Source organism: Ruegeria sp. O11, from assembly GCF_056535285.1.
In genome coordinates this window covers 56,978-72,236 of record NZ_JBQERS010000010.1, presented here as the reverse complement: position 1 = coordinate 72,236, position 15,259 = coordinate 56,978, and the positions used below count along the sequence as shown (strand labels likewise).

The window sequence follows — 15,259 nt, the reverse complement described above, 5'->3', positions numbered from 1 at the left end:
ACAATGGGTTTGATGATTGCCGGTGTCTATCATGCAGAAGACCCGGCGCCCGATAGCACGCTTGACGGCGCGTTTCGCCGTCAGGCCTCGACCATCCGTAACGCTTTACCCGATACGGAACTGGAACCACAGCGGTTTCACCTTTACGCGGCGTGGAATTGCCCTTGGGCGCATCGCGTTTTGTTGGTCCTTGCCCGCAAAGGTCTGCAGGATCTCGTCACGGTTGCCTATGCTGAACCGCGTCGCACAGCAGATGGTTGGGTTTATGCGGAAGGCGCCGACGCGGTTTATGGCGTGACCGCTTTGCATTACGCCTATGCCCGCGTGACCCCCGCTTATACCGGGCGGATCACGGTACCGCTGCTTTGGGATAGGCTTCACGACAAGGCCGTCTCAAACGAATCCGCTGATCTGGTGCGGATGCTGGGCACCCTGCCGGGCCATGGCCCAAATCTGGCACCACCAGAAAAGCTTGATCAAATCGAAGCGTGGAATGACAAAATCTATGCACGCCTCAACAACGGGGTCTACCGCGCAGGTTTTGCACGCACGCAGGAGGCTTATGAGGCGGGATTCCAAGATGTCTTCGCCACGATGGATGAGATCGAAGCACATTTGGCCGCCAACCGCTATCTATGCGGCGATGCCCTGACCGAGGCCGATCTGCGCCTGTTCCCGACACTGGCTCGTTTTGATGTCGCGTACCATTACGCCTTCAAATGCAATCTGCGCCGCCTGATCGACTATCCAAATCTCTGGGGCTATGCGCGAGAGCTCTATGCGCTGCCGGGTGTCGCTGAGACGGTGAAGTTCGACATTTACAAACTGGGCTATTTCTCACCTTCCGAGCTGCGCAATCCGTTGGGCATCGTACCGTTGGGTCCGGAGATCGATTGGTCCACTCCGCATGGCCGAGATAGCTTGACCACCCGGTCGGTTAAAGCATAGACAGACCCACCAATGGGGAAAACCAATGTTCGCATTTATCGTCCGAAGGATGTTCCAGTCCATCATCGTACTTCTGGTCGTGGGGCTGGTAGCATTCTCGATGTTCCGCTTTGTTGGCGACCCGATCGACAACATGCTGGGACAGGAGCGTACGCAGGCTGACATCGACCGCCTGCGCACCGAACTTGGGCTGGATCAGCCTTTTGTGGTGCAATACGCCAAGTTCCTGCAAGGTGCTGTTCAGGGTAATTTCGGAGTATCCTATCGGCAGGGCCGACCTGTCTCGACTATCCTGCTTGAGCGGGCTCCGGCTACGCTGGAATTGGCCTTTGTGTCTGGGTTTCTGGCAATCACAATGGGCATAGCGCTGGGTGTTTTTACTGCGATCCGACGACAAGGGATTGCTGCGAATGTGATTATGACGGTTTCCCTGATCGGGGTATCGTTACCTACATTCCTCATAGGTATCCTGCTGATCTATATTTTCTCGGTCGAGCTTGACCTACTGCCCAGCTTCGGGAGGGGCGAGACCGTTATGATTGGGCATTGGTCAACCGGGTTTCTGACGGCCTCGGGCCTCAAGGCGCTGATTTTGCCTGCAATTACCTTGGGCCTTTATCAGATGACGCTGATCATGCGGCTGGTCCGATCCGAAATGCTTGAGGTGCTGCGCGCCGACTATGTCCGTTTCGCACGCGCCCGTGGGCTTTCAGATCGCGTCATCAACTTCCGCCACGCGCTGAAGAATACGCTGGTGCCGGTGATTACCATCACGGGTTTGCAGCTGGGTTCGATCATCGCATTCGCGATCATCACTGAGACAGTGTTTCAGTGGCCCGGCGTGGGCCTGCTGTTCATCAACGCAATCCAGTTCGTCGATATCCCCGTGATGGCGGCATATCTGATGCTGATTTCAGTGATGTTCGTGACGATCAACCTGATTGTCGATCTCCTTTATTATGCCATTGACCCGCGTCTGCGTGTCGACGCGAGGGCAACATGAGCGATACCATGGAAACTCCGAAAGCCACACCTAAGACGCGCATGGCCAAGTTTTGGGACAGTGATTTTGCATGGTCCTTCCGGCATTCCCCGGTTGCTGTGATCGCTTCACTGGTTGTGGTCATTTTGGTGTTGGCTGCGATCTTCGCGCCCTTGATCGCGCCTTATAACCCGTTCGACCCTGCAACGCTGAACCTGATGAACGGCTTCACGCCGCCGGGCACACCGAATGCCTTCACGCAAGAAACCTTCCTGTTGGGTACCGACGATCAGGGGCGCGATGTGTTCTCCACCATCCTTTATGGTTTGCGTATTTCGCTGTTCGTCGGAGCGTCGGCGGTGCTTCTTGCACTTGTTATCGGTGTGATCCTGGGGCTGGTCGCGGCTTATTTCGGCGGCTGGATCGAAACACTGATCATGCGGATCGCTGATGTGCAATTGACCTTCCCTGCCATTCTTGTGGCAATGCTGATCTTCGGTATCGCCAAAGGGATAACCCCGCCGGAATACCGTGATGAGATGGCAATCTATGTTCTGATCATTGCGATTGCGCTATCGGACTGGGTGCAGTTTGCGCGGGTCGTGCGTGGTGCGGCGTTGGTTGAGAAGAACAAGGAATATGTGCAAGCCGCGCGCCTGATCGGCCGGGGATCGTTCCCAATCATGTTCCGCCATATCCTGCCTAATGTCCTGAGCCCCGTTCTGGTCATCGCTACAATTTCGCTGGCGCTGGCCATTATCGCCGAGGCGACGCTGAGCTTCTTAGGCGTTGGCGCACCCCCGACCCAGCCATCGTTGGGCACACTAATCCGTATCGGCCAAGGCTTCTTGTTCTCGGGCGAGTGGTGGATCTTGTTCTTCCCGGCCTGTACGCTGCTGGCCCTTGCCTTGTCGGTCAACCTGCTGGGCGACTGGCTGCGTGACGCGCTGAACCCCAAACTGCGGTGATTTCATGAGCCTTTTGACCATCCAAGACCTCACCGTTGAGTTTCCGACCCGCCGCCAGCTTTTCACAGCGGTGGATCACGCCAGCCTGTCCGTTGAGCCCGGTGAAATTCACGGGCTTGTGGGGGAATCCGGTGCCGGTAAATCCACAATCGGCGCCGCTGTCATGGGCCTGCTGGAACGTCCTGGACGTATCGCCAGTGGCCAGATCAAGCTGGGCGGCGAGCAGATCAGTGGCATTGATGCCGAGGCGATGCGCGGGCTGCGCGGCAAGAAGATCTCGATGATCTTTCAGGATCCGCTGACCTCATTGAACCCTCTGTTCACAGTGCGCGAGCAACTTGTTGAAACGATCCAGACCCATCTGGGCGATACTGAAGCCGAGGCAAACAAACGCGCCCGAGACCTAATTGACCGCGTGGGCATTCCGGACCCGGACACGCGGCTTGATCAATACCCGCATCAGTTTTCAGGCGGGATGCGCCAGCGTGTAGTCATAGCGTTGGCCTTGTGCACAGAACCGGATGTGATCATTGCGGACGAACCCACTACGGCGTTGGACGTTTCAGTTCAGGCGCAAATTCTGGACCTGATCAAGGAACTGGCGCAGGAGCGTCAAGTAGGTGTCATCCTGATTACCCATGATATGGGCGTGATCGCAGACACCACGGATCGGGTGACTGTGATGTATGCGGGAAAGGTGGTTGAAAGCGGTACCACTGCGCAGGTGATGGGCCAGCCAAAACACGAATACACCAAGTCCTTGATCGCTGCTGTACCGCGCCCGACACTGAAATTGCATCGCTTCCCCCAGATCAGCTACGGTGGGCGTGAAACACGCTTTGCTATAGAAGATATGGCACGCCATTGGCCAAAGGTGGACAACGACACCACCAAGCCAATCTTTGAAATCCGCAACCTGACCAAAAAATTCCTGCAGAAACGTGGCCTGTTGCCTTGGGATCGGACATATTTTACAGCCGTTGATAGTGTCAGCTTCGATATTCACGCGGGCGAGGTCTTCGGGGTCGTGGGTGAATCAGGCTCGGGTAAATCGACCGTTGCGCGAATGATCGCCGGGCTCTACCCAGTTGACGGAGGCACGATCGATTTTCAGGGCCAGCGGGTAAGTGATCTAAGCAATCGTGCGGTGCAAGACGAGTACCGAAAGAACATCCAGATGATCTTTCAGGACCCCTACTCTTCCCTCAATCCTCGGATGCGGGTGGAGGAAATTGTTGCCGAGCCAATTCGTCATCATCGACTGATGGATGGCGTACACATCAAGCGCCGGGTGGATGAATTGTTGGATCAGGTGGGTCTGGGTTCCGGAGCCGGTCAAAAATACCCGCACGAGTTTTCGGGTGGTCAGCGGCAGCGTATATCGATCGCCCGCGCTTTGGCGACACAACCCCGGTTCCTGATCTGCGATGAGCCAACAAGTGCACTGGACGTATCGATTCAGGCTCAGATTCTGAACATCCTGAAGGATTTGCAAGAGCATCTGGGCCTGACAATGTTGTTTATCAGCCACGACTTGCCCGTCGTCCGCCAGATGTGCGACCGGGTTGCGGTCATGAAGCAGGGCCAAATCGTCGAGGTCCAGGAGACCAGCGAGTTGTTTGCCAATCCGAAAACCGAATACGCAAGCGAATTACTGCGGCTTATGCCAAAGCTTGATGACCTGTCGACCGATGGTCTTGAGGCGGAGTAGACAACACTTACCATTTCAGTTCAGCATATTTTGACTATCGATCTTGCTCAAATGAACGGAATTCGTTCGCAATTGCGATCGCAGCCATGGTCAGCAGGCGTTCACCATCCTTAGGGTTGGCGAGGGCAGAGTGTGAGCCGACTCGCCCATCAGGGAATTCTGCACGATGTTCATCGGGTGGACCATGTCGGTCGCCTGCGTGATCCCGCACATATTCTGCAGTGAGTTTCCTTGGTGGTTCGGCAGCTTGGTTTGCTGGCAATACGCCGAGTAGAGATTGCGTTATTGCGATTTCGGATGGAGTTGCATGCATGCCTTCCCATTCGCCGTATAGCTGTCTGCGTAGCGTGTTTACAGTATCGGGCTCCCACCAGCTGCGGATCATCATCTGGTTGTCAGGAAGAGTGGACTTGATGGTGCGAAGGGGTTCCAGATTGGCACCATGCCCATTCACTACGAACACGCCACGGAACCCTTGTGCCAGCAATCCCGCAATGACTTCATTTGCCAGCATCTGAAATACTTCGGCCGAAACCGAAACCGTACCGGGAAAGCCTGTATTGAACAGCGCGGGGGTGTAGGCGAGCGGGGGTGCAACGATCCCCCCGCATCGACTGGCAGCCGCAAGCGCGACTGCCTCAGCGCAAATTGTGTCCGTACCTATGCGACCCATCGGACCATGCTGTTCGGTCGAACCCACCGGAAGCAACACCGCAGCGCCTTGATTTATACGAGCGTCGACCTCGTACCAGGTCATGTGATCAAGCTTCATGACTTCCTGTCCAAGTCTTGATCATTGCTGCGGTGTTAGCCGTGATCAGAGACCCCACCGCTTCTGGTTTTCATCGAAGAAGCCCTGAGCTTTTTTCACTTCGATCCAGCTGTTTACATAATTGATCCAGACCTGATCATCTTGTGGCAACAGCATCGCGATCGGGGATGGCGACCGGGGGCCAGCATTCTTCACACGAACAACCGGAAACTTGGCCTCTAGCGTCGAGCCTTCGATATTTGACGTGATGAACACATCCGCCCGACCGGCAAGCACCTCCTGAAAACCGCGCGCCGGAGCTTCGACCACCTTGATATCAGCATCGGGGAACCATTCGCGCACACGTTTTTCAAAGGTAGTACCCAGGGTTGTTGCGACTTTTACACCGGGTTTGTTGATCGAGTCATACCCGTCAAATTTATCGGCCTTGTCTTTGGTCGTGTACGGGAACAGTTCAACAGAGATGTAGCTGTCAGAGAAACCGGCAACCTTCAAGCGCGGCGGAGAAATCGAAGCCGAGCCGGTGATATGATATTTCCCGGCGACCACCCCATTGACCAGGGTTTTCCAGTCTGTCGGAACATATTCAACTTCGACGCCAAGATCTGCAGCCAATGCGTTCATGATATCTATATCATAACCCTTGTAGCTGTTAGTCGCAGGATCGCGCAGCGACATTGGATTCCAATCTCCAGTTGTCCCGACTTTCATCACACCAGAATCCAGGATTTCATTCAGTGCAGACTGGGCCTGAGCGGCGCTACCAATCGCTAGGCCAAACGCAGCGGCAATGGCTACTTTGAAAAGATGTTTCATGTATTTCTCCTGTTGGTGGCAGTCGGCTAGTTTAGCTGGATTGTTTCTTGATCTAAGCGCAAAGACCACGCTAACCTCAAGAAAATAATTGACTGAGAATAACAAAGGCAGGCCAGCCAATGCCAGACGCCGCGATCGAGTTAGTCGACGTAAACAAGTGGTATGGCACATTTCATGTGCTCAAGGATATCAATCTTACGATAAATAGCGGTGAAAAAGTTGTAATCTGTGGGCCTTCCGGTTCTGGAAAATCGACGGTTGTAAGATGCATCAACCAGCTTGAAAAACACCAAAAAGGTACGATCCGCATAGACGGGGTAGAGCTGTCAGATGACGCCCAATCCGTCGCCACAATTCGATCAGAAGTCGGGATGGTGTTCCAGCAGTTTAATCTTTTCCCGCATTTGACCGTGCTGGAAAATCTGACTTTGGGTCCGATCAAAGCAAGAGGCTTGAGCAAAAAAGAGTCCGAAGAAAAAGCCCGCCATTACCTTGAACGGGTCCATATCCCGGACCAGGCCGACAAACGTCCTATTCAGCTTTCAGGTGGACAACAGCAACGTGTGGCCATCGCTCGTTCGCTTTGCATGGAGCCGAGGGTTTTGTTGTTTGACGAACCCACCTCGGCCCTGGACCCCGAAATGATTTCCGAAGTCCTCGACGTGATGGTTGAACTGGCGCAGGAAGGAATGACCATGGTGGTTGTCACCCACGAGATGGGTTTTGCACGCAAAGTTGCAGACAACATGGTGTTTATGGATGCGGGTGAGATTGTCGAACAAGGAAAACCCGAGCATTTCTTCACTAATCCGCGGTCTGAGCGGTGTCAGAAATTCTTAAGCCAGATTCTGCAACATTGAGTTGGATGTCATGAAGAAACCGCTCCTGTTCCTCCCCCTGTTCGTACTTTTAGCTGGGTGTTCGTCGTCGCAGACATGGGGCTGGTATGTGATTGACCCCACCACCGCATCAGGCTGGACCAATGTCAAGTTTCTGGTGTCTGGGATGGGTGCGACGATCCAGATATCGCTGATCGCGGCAATCATGTCGATTGTGATTGGTCTGCTGGTAGCGCTGCCAGGTCTGTCTGAAAAACGTGGTTGGCGACTGGTGAACCGGATCTACGTGGAGTTTGTCCGCTCGATCCCTCTGCTTCCGATGTTGTTTTGGGTCTTTTATGGTTTGCCAATCGTCTTTCAGTCGATGGGAATGAATATACCCATCGATCCATTCTGGGGGGCGATCATCACATTGGCAATCTCGGACAGTGCCTTTACCGCTGAGATTTACCGCGCCGGGATTCAATCAATTGCCAAAGGCCAAAGCGAAGCTGCGCAGACAATCGGGCTGAACTACTTTCAGACTATGCGCTATGTGATCCTGCCGCAGGCAATCCGACGCATTTTGCCGCCATTGGCCAATCAGTTCATTTACATCGTGAAAATGAGCGCTTTTGCGAGCGTCATTGGTATGCAGGAACTGACACGCCGCGCGAACGAGCTAGTGGTGACCGAATATCGTCCGCTCGAAATCTATACTTTGCTGATCTTTGAATATCTGGTGCTGGTCTTGATAATCAGTGCTGGCGTCCGTTGGTTAGAGCGTCGTATGGGCGCGGATGAACGCGGATAAGGAGAAAACAGTTGGACTGGAAAGACTTCATGGCCGAAACCGAGGCCAATATCGGTGTGTTCTCAAAGGAAGTGCCGGAAACCGCGCGTGGGTTTGGCATTATGGGTAAAGCTGCCAAAACGGACGGTGTACTGAGTGAGAAAACCAAGGAGTTCATGGCCCTTGGCATTGCGATCGCCACGCGATGCGATAGCTGCATCGGTTTCCATGTCCGTTCTTTGGTTCGTTTGGGTGCGACCCGCGGCGAACTGTGCGAGGCTCTGGCTATGGCGACCTACATGGGGGGCGGACCGTCATATGCCTACAGCGCCAAGGCACTGAAAGCGTTTGATGTGTTTTCAGAGCAATCGGGCGAGACATGATCTGATTTGGATGACATATTCCCGCTCATTCGCTTAATGTAGGAAAGTTCGGGACATGTCAGCAAACGAAATCAGAACCGAGGGGATGAGGATCGGTGGCGAGGTCGTCTTTGCAAATGAGACAATTCCGGTCCACTACCCTTATACCAATGAAGTTGTCGGCAATGTTCCTGCTGGCCAAGCCGAACATGCGCGTCGCGCTTTTGAGGTTGCCGCTCGATACAAACCCAACCTGACACGCCATGAGCGTAACCAGATCCTACAACGGACATCAGAGTTAATCGGGTTGCGCCGTGGCTATCTGGTTAAATGGCTCGTGCTAGAGCTGGGCATCTGCCGTCAGCACGCAATTTATGAGACAAAACGCGCGCAGGATGTGTTTCAATTCGCAGCCGGCGAAGCGCTGAGGGATGATGGTGAGATATTTTCGTGCGATTTGACTCATAATGGCAGGGCCCGCAAGATTTTCACTATGCGCGAACCGGTGAACGCAATCAGCGCGATCACCCCCTTTAACCACCCTTTGAACATGGTCAGCCACAAGGTTGCTCCGTCAATTGCAACAAACAATTGCATGGTTTGCAAACCAACCGAGCTGACTCCGCTGACTTGTCTGACACTGGCGGACATCCTGTACGAAGCCGGTCTGCCCCCTGAGATGTTTCAGGTGATCACCGGGTGGCCGCAAGATATCGGCGATGAGATGATCACCAATGAAAACATTGACATCATTACATTCACCGGTGGTGTGCCAGTGGGCAAGATGATAGCGGAAAAGGCCGCATTCAAGCGTCAGGCGCTTGAGCTTGGCGGCAATGATCCACTTATAGTTCTGAACGATCTGTGTGACGCCGATCTTGAAAAGGCTGCTGGAATTGCGGTGGCAGGTGCTACCGGAAACTCTGGCCAGCGTTGCACCGCAATCAAACGTATTCTGGTGCAGGACAGCGTGGCCGACAAGTTTGTGGCATCGGTTCTGGAGAAGGCGAAGAAGATCAAATTTGGAGATCCGCAAGACCCCGAGACTGAGCTGGGTTGTGTTGTCCACGACAAAGCCGCTGAACTATTTGATAAACGCGTTCATCTTGCTGAGAAAGCAGGAGCCGAAATACTATACCACCCTGGCCGTCAGGGCGCATTGCTACCGCCCATCGTGGTCGACAAAGTGCCCTATGACTGCGAACTGGTCATGGAGGAATCCTTTGGCCCCATCATCCCGATCATTCGCGTGCCGGAAGATGACGAAGCGGTGATGCGCATCTCGAATTCTACGGAGTTTGGTCTTAGTTCGGGCGTCTGCACCAACGACCTTAATCGTGCCATTGCCTATATCAATGGTCTGAATGTTGGCACCTGCAACATCTGGGAACAACCCGGGTATCGCATCGAGATGTCCCCGTTCGGAGGCATCAAAGACTCAGGAAATGGTGTCAAAGAAGGGGTCATTGAGGCCATGAAGTTCTTTACGAATGTCAAAACCTATTCGCTCCCCTGGCCCGGATGAGCAGGTTGATTTGGATAGAAAAGTGAAAACCGGCCAATAGGGAAATGACGGCTTGAGCCGTAGGACTGTAGGCGTCATATGTGCCGGTGGACGCAAGCGCCAAGCCCAGACACAAGGAAGCAACCTCATGCAAAAGGTTCTGATCACAGGCACCGCCGGATTTATCGGATTTCATCTTGCCAAACTTTTGCTTGAGAATGGTTATCGCGTTCACGGCTATGACGGGATGACGGATTACTACGATGTCCGCCTCAAGCAGAGCCGGCACGCGCTGTTGTTGGAAAACCCGAACTTTTCGTGTGACGAAGGGATGCTGGAAGACACTGAGAGCTTCGATCGAATGGCTGACGCATTCGAACCGAACGTGATCATCCACCTCGCGGCGCAGGCCGGCGTCCGGTATAGCTTGGAAAACCCGCGCGCCTATGTCGAAAGCAATGTTGTCGGAACATTCAACGTGATGGAAGCGGCACGGCGGCATAAAGTACAGCACTTGCTGATGGCCTCCACCTCGTCAATCTATGGGGCTAATCCTGATATGCCTTTTGACGAATGCGAGAAGGCAGATCATCAACTTACGATGTACGCTGCGACCAAGAAAGCGAACGAAGCGATGGGGCATTCCTATGCGCACCTTTGGGATCTGCCGACAACCATGTTTCGCTTTTTCACGGTCTACGGCCCCTGGGGGCGTCCGGATCTTGCCTTTTTTAAATTTACAGATGCGATCCTAGAAGATCGGCCCATCGACATCTACAATCATGGCGACATGTATCGGGACTTCACATATGTTGATGATCTGGTGCGAGCCATTTCGCTTTTAATCGATGTCGCTCCGGTTCGGCCCGAATCTCCTGACGATATCGCTGAAGGCGATAGCTTAAGCCCTGTCGCGCCATACCGCATTGTTAACATTGGTAACTCTGACAAAGTACGCCTGTTGGATTTCGTTGACGCGATCGAAGAAAGCCTAGGCAAGCCCGCGATCCGAAACTACATGGAGATGCAGATGGGAGACGTGCCCGCGACTTGGGCCAATGCCGATTTGCTGCACCGATTGACTGGCTATCGCCCAAAGACAGAAATCAAGGACGGCATTCAGGCTTTTGTAAACTGGTATCGCGACTATTACAGCAAATAGAGCCTGCGATTTGGTCAATCTTAAACCAACCGCTACTCTGAGAAACTAGGCGGGTCCCCTTAGGGTCACTACAGTTATCAAATTGCTTGTTTCGATGCGTCGAAGATCTGTGCTTGCGTATGTTCCTGTAGGTATGGGAGCATTGTCAGGCTGATCACACTTGCTGCTGCCTAATCGCCAACTGGCAGATCTGCATTAGGATCTGACGCGGTGGGTTGTTTATTCCTACTCTCAGGCGGTAATAGCACCGATCCTGCCCATGTCGAGCAATCTGACGGAGGACACGCTCAGTTCATCATCCGACGTGAAGATAGCGGCCCCATCACCGTAACAACCAGTCGGCTTCGATGGAATGAAGCTGGTGCACTAGATTTTTGACGAGTTCCCTGAACGCTTGCCGTGCAGAGATCCGCCAAAGCTCTGCACCCTATCTTCGATCACAGGCAGACCATGTGCCGAAGCAACTTCAATTATGTGGTCGAAATCAGCAGGCTGCCCATGAAGCAACACAGGGGTAATGGCCGGGGTCCGGGACATTATCGGCCGCGTCCAACTTATTGGGGACAAGACTATAGGTGGTGGGATCAATGTCGACAAAACGGGTGTCGTTTCTAATAGTCTGGCAGAATCCGCCGTCGCGATGTAGGAAAAACCAGGTGTGATGAATTCATCAACTGGCCCAACCACAAGCGCTATGATAGCAACCTGCAAGGCATCCGTCCCGTTGGCACATGTGATGCAGTATTTGGCGCCGGTGAATGAATTCTCAAATTGAGTGCGTCGCACGTTATCTGCAAGCAAATACCCATTGTCTTTTCTGACAGAGCGACTGGTAGAGACCCCATCTTGGGTTTGAGTGACCCGCGAGATATTGGTGCAAAACTCTGCAAATCCAAAAAAACGAGAAATTTCTTGATGAAAAGAACATCTCTGGATGCCTTGGGATCTGCTCTCTGGAAAGCGCGCGAGTATGGCGTCGACACCCGGTTCATTGAGTTGGCTGGCGAGGTCAACACCGCGATGCATGTGAATGTATTTGGCTAACTTGCAAATGTACTCAATGAACGCAGTAAAGCGGTTCGCGCCTGAATGGCTGCCTTGTTTTGGAAGCTAGAGTAAACTCCGACTGAAAATGACTGGTGGAGTTTACCAAGGCCGGCGCAGATCACGCTAAGGCAGTCGGCGTGTTCCTGCCATTTTCGAACGAGCAACAGCATAAACACCGCCGAAAGCTACTAAGCAGCGGATAACGCGCGTTGTCCCTGCATAAGCGCGCAGATATAGTTGCCACAATTGTCAGGTCGATTTCGGGTTCTGGAAGTTCGGCTTTTGACGAGTTCTCGATGTGAGCAATCAAGGGCCTTTCGTGTGAGTTTGAAAAATCGCAACACCCCACCCCAGCGCCACGAGCTTCGAAAAGTCCGCAACCAAGGCAACAGCTTCCTTGCGCTTGCGTTCCTGTTCAGTGTGTTTGTCAACTTGCTGATGTTGACCGGCCCTCTGTTTATGCTGCAGGTATATGACCGAGTCCTTGGGTCACGCTCGACCGAAACACTGTCAGCTCTGTTTCTGCTTGTCGCATTGCTTTATGCGCTGATGGCGATGCTGGACTATGCACGTGGCCGGATCGTTGCCAGATTTGGCGCCCGTTTCCAGTCATCCCTCGATGAGCGCGTGTTTGAAGGAACGATGCGGCGTGCCTTGTTTCCGCAAATTCGGTCAGCGCCTGCTACCGCGTTGCGCGATTTGGAGTCGATTCGCTCGTTATGCGCCTCCCCTGTTTTGCTTGCAGTGATGGACATTCCGTGGACCCCAGTGTTTCTTGCTGCGATTTTTCTATTTCACCCATTGCTGGGCTGGCTGGCGGTGGCTGGTGGTACACTTTTGGTAGTGATTGCTCTGCTCAACCAAGGTTTAACGCACCGTAAAGTCGCGGAAGCGCAGGTGGCGACTGCCAAAGCCAACGCATTTTCTGAACATGCCCGGCAAGCTGCCGAAGTGGTGAGATCGCAAGGAATGCAGGAGGATGTATCTAAGCGTTGGCTGAACCAGCGGACCGAAGCGCTCTCGCAGTCGATTTCCGCCAGTGACTGGACAGGCAGTTTCACCTCACTCACCAAATCACTTCGGCTGTTTCTTCAATCTGCGATGTTGGCACTAGGTGCATGGCTTGTTCTTCGCAACGAAATGACACCCGGTGCGATGATCGCAGGCACTATCCTATTGGGTCGTGCTTTGGCACCGATTGAGATGGCGGTGGGCCAATGGTCAATGATTGAACGTGCGCGTACAGCCTGGATCAACCTGAACCAGTTTCTCGACTCCACACCGCCAGAGGCATCGCGCACGAAGCTGCCTACCCCCAAGGCACATCTTGTGGCAAAAGGTTTGACCGTAATTCCGCCTGGCGCCAAAACCCCAACATTGCGCAATGCCGCGCTTGAGCTGGAGCCCGGTAGAGCGCTTGGCGTCATCGGTAAAAGCGGATCTGGCAAAACAACGCTTGCCAAGGCGCTGCTTGGTTTATGGCCCCCTGCAGCAGGTGAAATCCGTCTGGGGGGTGCGACGCTGGACCAATACGATCCCGACGATCTGGGGCAGCACATTGGTTATCTGCCGCAACAAGTTACCTTGTTCAATGGTACTGTGGCCGAGAATATTGCCCGTATGTCTCAGTCGCCTGATCCCGAAGCGGTAGTTGCAGCGGCGAAAACGGCGAATGCACATGATTTGATTCTCGGCCTTGAGAAGGGCTATGACACGTTCCTCGAGGGGAATGATAGTCAGCTCTCGGGTGGCCAGAAACAACGCATTGCACTTGCGCGGGCACTCTATGGCAATCCTGTTGTGTTGATCTTGGATGAACCCAACTCGGCTTTGGATGCCGATGGAACTCTGGCTCTGAACACTGCGGTACGCGAGCTTAAGAAAGCAGGCAAATCCACCATCATCATGACCCACCGCCCGCAAGCTATCTCAGAGTGCGATGATCTTGTTGTCGTTGAAAAGGGTCAGATCGTAAAATCCGGCGGGCGCGATGAGGTGTTGAATACAATGGTGCAAAACGCCAACGTCATAAAACGGCATCTGAATAAGGTGGGTGAATGATGTCAGACAAGAGTTCACGTCCAGCCTGGAGCATCACGGCACCAGCCGTTGTCGGCTTGTTGGCCCTGGCAATTTTGGTGTTAGGGTTAGGAATCTGGAGCGTACGCACCGAACTGGCCGGGGCGATCATTTCCCAGGGTGTGATTGAAGTCCAAAGCAACCGTCAGGTGATCGAACATCCGGATGGCGGGGTAGTCGGTGAAATCTTCGTGCGTGACGGTGATAGTGTCACTGAAGGCGAATTGATGCTGAGGCTCGACGATACTTTTCTGGCGTCGGAGACAACCATCGTTGAATCACAGCTGTTCGAGTTGCTTGCCCGAAAAGCTCGGCTTGAGGCAGAGAGGGATGGCGCGAATGTCGATGCACTTGCCCAAAGCCTGCAGGAGCTCAAATCCAATGAAACAATCGGTGACGATTTGCTGGCGGGCCAGCAACGTTTGTTCAATGCAAGACTTGACACGCTGACCCAACAGATTGACCAGTTAGGCAAACAAAAGGTTCAGATCGGAAACGAGATTGAGGGCACGCAAGCGCAGCTTGCATCGCTGAACACGCAAGTTGGACTCATCAGAACCGAACTTGAAGATCAGCAGGGTTTGCTGCAACGCGGTCTGACGCAAGCAAGCCGTGTCTCTGCCCTACAAAGAGAAGAGGCAAATCTTACCGGACAAATAGGGCGGCTTGAATCAACCATTGCACGGCTCAAGGGCCAGATCGCAACGACCGAAATTCAGATTGTCCAACTGCAGGCCACCCGCCGCGAAGAGGCGATTACCGAACTTCGAGACGTTCAATCTCGTGCGGTTGAGTTGGCAGAAAGGCGTCTTGCACTAACCGAACGTTTGTCGCGCCTGGATATTCGCGCACCCGTTGCTGGCACAGTTTATGACAGCCAGGTTTTTGCGATTCAGTCGGTCATACAACCCGGTGAACCGATGATGTACGTAGTTCCTCAGGACACTCCGTTACTGGTTGCCGCGCGTGTTGATGCATTGCATGTGGATCAGTTGCATCGTGGACAGGATGTCGCCCTTCGGTTCCCGGCCTTCAACCAGCGTGACACCCCCGAGATCGAAGGCCATGTAATCAACGTTTCGGCTGACACGTTCACCGATGAGACCAGCGGTTTTACTTTCTATCGGGCCGAAGTAGTGCCCGATGAAGGCCAGCTTGATCGTCTCAACGGTCAGGAACTGCTGCCTGGAATGCCAGTTGAAGCTATGATCAAGACAGATGAGCGTACGCCTCTATCCTATCTGATCAAACCATTGGCTGACTATTTTTATCGCGCATTCAGGGAGTGATCGGGGCC

General features: G+C 53.6%; 15 protein-coding genes. 12 read left to right on the top strand and 3 right to left on the bottom strand.

What is annotated here, in order from left to right:
• Nucleotides 1-3: 3 nt before the first annotated feature.
• From ACRZ91_RS16500 to ACRZ91_RS16485, 4 genes are read left to right on the top strand one after another with little or no spacing between them, the layout of a single operon-like run.
• Nucleotides 4-948, top strand: coding sequence for a glutathione S-transferase family protein (locus ACRZ91_RS16500; protein WP_480907158.1), 945 nt, complete (start codon nucleotides 4-6; stop codon nucleotides 946-948).
• A gap of 25 nt (nucleotides 949-973) precedes the next feature.
• The gene (locus ACRZ91_RS16495; protein WP_010441429.1) at nucleotides 974-1,951 is read left to right on the top strand and encodes an ABC transporter permease; all 978 of its coding nucleotides are present in this window, start codon (nucleotides 974-976) and stop codon (nucleotides 1,949-1,951) included.
• A 41-nt stretch (nucleotides 1,952-1,992) separates the two neighbouring features.
• Entirely contained in the window at nucleotides 1,993-2,898 is a 906-nt protein-coding gene (locus ACRZ91_RS16490; protein ID WP_375543917.1) for an ABC transporter permease, read from the top strand.
• Nucleotides 2,899-2,902: 4 nt separating this feature from the next.
• Nucleotides 2,903-4,609 carry an ABC transporter ATP-binding protein gene (locus ACRZ91_RS16485; protein ID WP_480907156.1) on the top strand — a complete coding sequence of 569 codons (1,707 nt, stop codon included), beginning with the start codon at nucleotides 2,903-2,905 and terminating at the stop codon, nucleotides 4,607-4,609.
• Nucleotides 4,610-4,643: 34 nt separating this feature from the next.
• On the opposite strand, the gene ACRZ91_RS16480 is transcribed toward ACRZ91_RS16485, so the two are convergent.
• On the bottom strand, nucleotides 4,644-5,381 hold the full coding sequence (locus ACRZ91_RS16480; protein ID WP_480907154.1) for a creatininase family protein: 738 nt from the start codon (nucleotides 5,379-5,381) through the stop codon (nucleotides 4,644-4,646).
• Between the two features lie 45 nt (nucleotides 5,382-5,426).
• The gene (locus ACRZ91_RS16475) at nucleotides 5,427-6,197 is read right to left on the bottom strand and encodes a transporter substrate-binding domain-containing protein (protein ID WP_170544166.1); all 771 of its coding nucleotides are present in this window, start codon (nucleotides 6,195-6,197) and stop codon (nucleotides 5,427-5,429) included.
• 119 nt (nucleotides 6,198-6,316) lie between these two features.
• On the opposite strand from ACRZ91_RS16475, the gene ACRZ91_RS16470 reads away from it, so the two are divergent.
• The 5 genes from ACRZ91_RS16470 to ACRZ91_RS16450 all read left to right on the top strand — a co-directional run bounded on the left by ACRZ91_RS16470 (nucleotide 6,317) and on the right by ACRZ91_RS16450 (nucleotide 10,836).
• Entirely contained in the window at nucleotides 6,317-7,057 is a 741-nt protein-coding gene (locus ACRZ91_RS16470; protein WP_480907153.1) for an amino acid ABC transporter ATP-binding protein, read from the top strand.
• A gap of 10 nt (nucleotides 7,058-7,067) precedes the next feature.
• The gene (locus tag ACRZ91_RS16465; protein ID WP_029621928.1) at nucleotides 7,068-7,829 is read left to right on the top strand and encodes an amino acid ABC transporter permease; all 762 of its coding nucleotides are present in this window, start codon (nucleotides 7,068-7,070) and stop codon (nucleotides 7,827-7,829) included.
• An 11-nt stretch (nucleotides 7,830-7,840) separates the two neighbouring features.
• Entirely contained in the window at nucleotides 7,841-8,191 is a 351-nt protein-coding gene (locus tag ACRZ91_RS16460; protein ID WP_480653658.1) for a carboxymuconolactone decarboxylase family protein, read from the top strand.
• Nucleotides 8,192-8,246: 55 nt separating this feature from the next.
• A complete protein-coding gene (phnY, locus tag ACRZ91_RS16455) occupies nucleotides 8,247-9,695 on the top strand; it encodes a phosphonoacetaldehyde dehydrogenase (protein ID WP_480907151.1) in 1,449 nt (482 codons plus the stop codon).
• A gap of 127 nt (nucleotides 9,696-9,822) precedes the next feature.
• Nucleotides 9,823-10,836, top strand: a complete 1,014-nt coding sequence (locus ACRZ91_RS16450; protein WP_480907149.1) for an NAD-dependent epimerase/dehydratase family protein — start codon at nucleotides 9,823-9,825, stop codon at nucleotides 10,834-10,836.
• Between the two features lie 366 nt (nucleotides 10,837-11,202).
• On the opposite strand, the gene ACRZ91_RS16445 is transcribed toward ACRZ91_RS16450, so the two are convergent.
• Nucleotides 11,203-11,622 (bottom strand): DegT/DnrJ/EryC1/StrS family aminotransferase, encoded by a 420-nt coding sequence (locus ACRZ91_RS16445; protein ID WP_480907147.1) that lies wholly within the window; start codon nucleotides 11,620-11,622, stop codon nucleotides 11,203-11,205.
• 129 nt (nucleotides 11,623-11,751) lie between these two features.
• Between ACRZ91_RS16445 and ACRZ91_RS16440 the strand changes: the two genes are divergently transcribed.
• From ACRZ91_RS16440 to ACRZ91_RS16430, 3 genes are all read left to right on the top strand, one after another.
• On the top strand, nucleotides 11,752-11,880 hold the full coding sequence (locus tag ACRZ91_RS16440; RefSeq protein WP_260027356.1) for a hypothetical protein: 129 nt from the start codon (nucleotides 11,752-11,754) through the stop codon (nucleotides 11,878-11,880).
• A gap of 324 nt (nucleotides 11,881-12,204) precedes the next feature.
• Nucleotides 12,205-13,944 (top strand): type I secretion system permease/ATPase, encoded by a 1,740-nt coding sequence (locus ACRZ91_RS16435; protein WP_170780423.1) that lies wholly within the window; start codon nucleotides 12,205-12,207, stop codon nucleotides 13,942-13,944.
• Nucleotides 13,944-15,251 (top strand): HlyD family type I secretion periplasmic adaptor subunit, encoded by a 1,308-nt coding sequence (locus ACRZ91_RS16430; protein ID WP_170544156.1) that lies wholly within the window; start codon nucleotides 13,944-13,946, stop codon nucleotides 15,249-15,251. Before ACRZ91_RS16435 ends, ACRZ91_RS16430 begins: the two co-directional genes overlap by 1 nt.
• Nucleotides 15,252-15,259: the final 8 nt, after the last annotated feature.

Bases quoted from the DNA above. Each gene is read 5' to 3' on its own strand.
- ACRZ91_RS16500 (WP_480907158.1), top strand. From the start codon at position 4: ATGGGTTTGATGATTGCCGGTGTCTATCATGCAGAAGACCCGGCGCCC.
- ACRZ91_RS16495 (WP_010441429.1), top strand. From the start codon at position 974: ATGTTCGCATTTATCGTCCGAAGGATGTTCCAGTCCATCATCGTACTT.
- ACRZ91_RS16490 (WP_375543917.1), top strand. From the start codon at position 1,993: ATGGCCAAGTTTTGGGACAGTGATTTTGCATGGTCCTTCCGGCATTCC.
- ACRZ91_RS16485 (WP_480907156.1), top strand. From the start codon at position 2,903: ATGAGCCTTTTGACCATCCAAGACCTCACCGTTGAGTTTCCGACCCGC.
- ACRZ91_RS16480 (WP_480907154.1), bottom strand. From the start codon at position 5,381: ATGAAGCTTGATCACATGACCTGGTACGAGGTCGACGCTCGTATAAAT.
- ACRZ91_RS16475 (WP_170544166.1), bottom strand. From the start codon at position 6,197: ATGAAACATCTTTTCAAAGTAGCCATTGCCGCTGCGTTTGGCCTAGCG.
- ACRZ91_RS16470 (WP_480907153.1), top strand. From the start codon at position 6,317: ATGCCAGACGCCGCGATCGAGTTAGTCGACGTAAACAAGTGGTATGGC.
- ACRZ91_RS16465 (WP_029621928.1), top strand. From the start codon at position 7,068: ATGAAGAAACCGCTCCTGTTCCTCCCCCTGTTCGTACTTTTAGCTGGG.
- phnY (WP_480907151.1), top strand. From the start codon at position 8,247: ATGTCAGCAAACGAAATCAGAACCGAGGGGATGAGGATCGGTGGCGAG.
- ACRZ91_RS16450 (WP_480907149.1), top strand. From the start codon at position 9,823: ATGCAAAAGGTTCTGATCACAGGCACCGCCGGATTTATCGGATTTCAT.
- ACRZ91_RS16440 (WP_260027356.1), top strand. From the start codon at position 11,752: ATGAAAAGAACATCTCTGGATGCCTTGGGATCTGCTCTCTGGAAAGCG.
- ACRZ91_RS16430 (WP_170544156.1), top strand. From the start codon at position 13,944: ATGTCAGACAAGAGTTCACGTCCAGCCTGGAGCATCACGGCACCAGCC.